This window comes from Zobellella denitrificans, from assembly GCF_002237365.1.
In the GTDB taxonomy this organism is placed as follows: Bacteria; Pseudomonadota; Gammaproteobacteria; order Enterobacterales; family Aeromonadaceae; genus Oceanimonas; species Oceanimonas denitrificans.
Map to the genome: position 1 here is coordinate 1 of NZ_NMUO01000199.1, position 893 is coordinate 893.

1 pseudogene is annotated in these 893 nt (G+C 70.7%); it reads left to right on the forward strand.

The features are described 5' to 3' along the window. A pseudogene (locus CGX12_RS19325) lies at positions 1-825 on the forward strand (AAA family ATPase); the annotation flags it as partial. Positions 826-893: the final 68 nt, after the last annotated feature.

Consider the following 893-nt stretch of genomic DNA (forward strand, 5'->3'; position numbering starts at 1 on the left):
GAGCTGGCCGGCCGCCTGCCCCTGGCCCCGGCCCTGGTGCGGCTGCTCACCAGCCTGCGCGCCTTCCTGGCCGAGCAGGAGATCGCCGTCTCCGACCGGCGCTGGCGCAAGCTGGTCAAGCTGCTCCGGGTGTCCGCCTATTGCAACGGCGAAAAGGAAGCCGGCCTGCTCGACGCCTGGCTGCTGCCCCACTGCCTGTGGCAGCAGCCGGATCAATATCCCCGCCTGGCGGCCTGGCTGCACGAGCATATCGCCGCCGACCCCGGCTTCAGCCCGGCCCTGGTGGCCGAGCTGGTGGACAGCTGGCAGCAGCGCCTGGCCCAGGACGCGGATCCGGTGGTGCCGGCCCTGGACGAACAGGGCTACCAGCTCTACCTGGACGAAGCCGGCCAGCCGGTGACCGAGCGCGAGGGCCTGCGACCCTGTCGCAACGCCGCCGGTGAGGTGCTTTACCGCCAGCCCCGCCTGCCGGACAGCAGCTTCACCGAGCGGGAAATCCGCAACCTGGGCGGCAGCCTGGATCAGTACGAGCCGGTGCTGGAGTCCTACCCGCGGCCGTCGGCCCTGCAGTCCCGGGCCTGGCCGGCGGCCCACCTGGCCGCCCGCCTGGCGCAGCTCGATGAGCGCATCGACGAGCTGGACCACTACCTGGGCTGGCTGGCCGGACAGCGCCAGGGCCTGGAACGGCGGCTCGAACAGCACCTTTGGCTGAGCCCCGCCCTGGGGGAGCAGGTGCGCCGGCAACTGGAGCGGCAGCAGCAGGAGCTGGGTCGCCAGCGGGAACGGCTGGGGCAGCTCCGCCAGGCCTTCGCCGCCTCCTTTTAACCATATCCGCGTCCACCTGCCACTTCCTAATATCCTTACCCTGCTTGCCATTGCCAGACATTAACAAC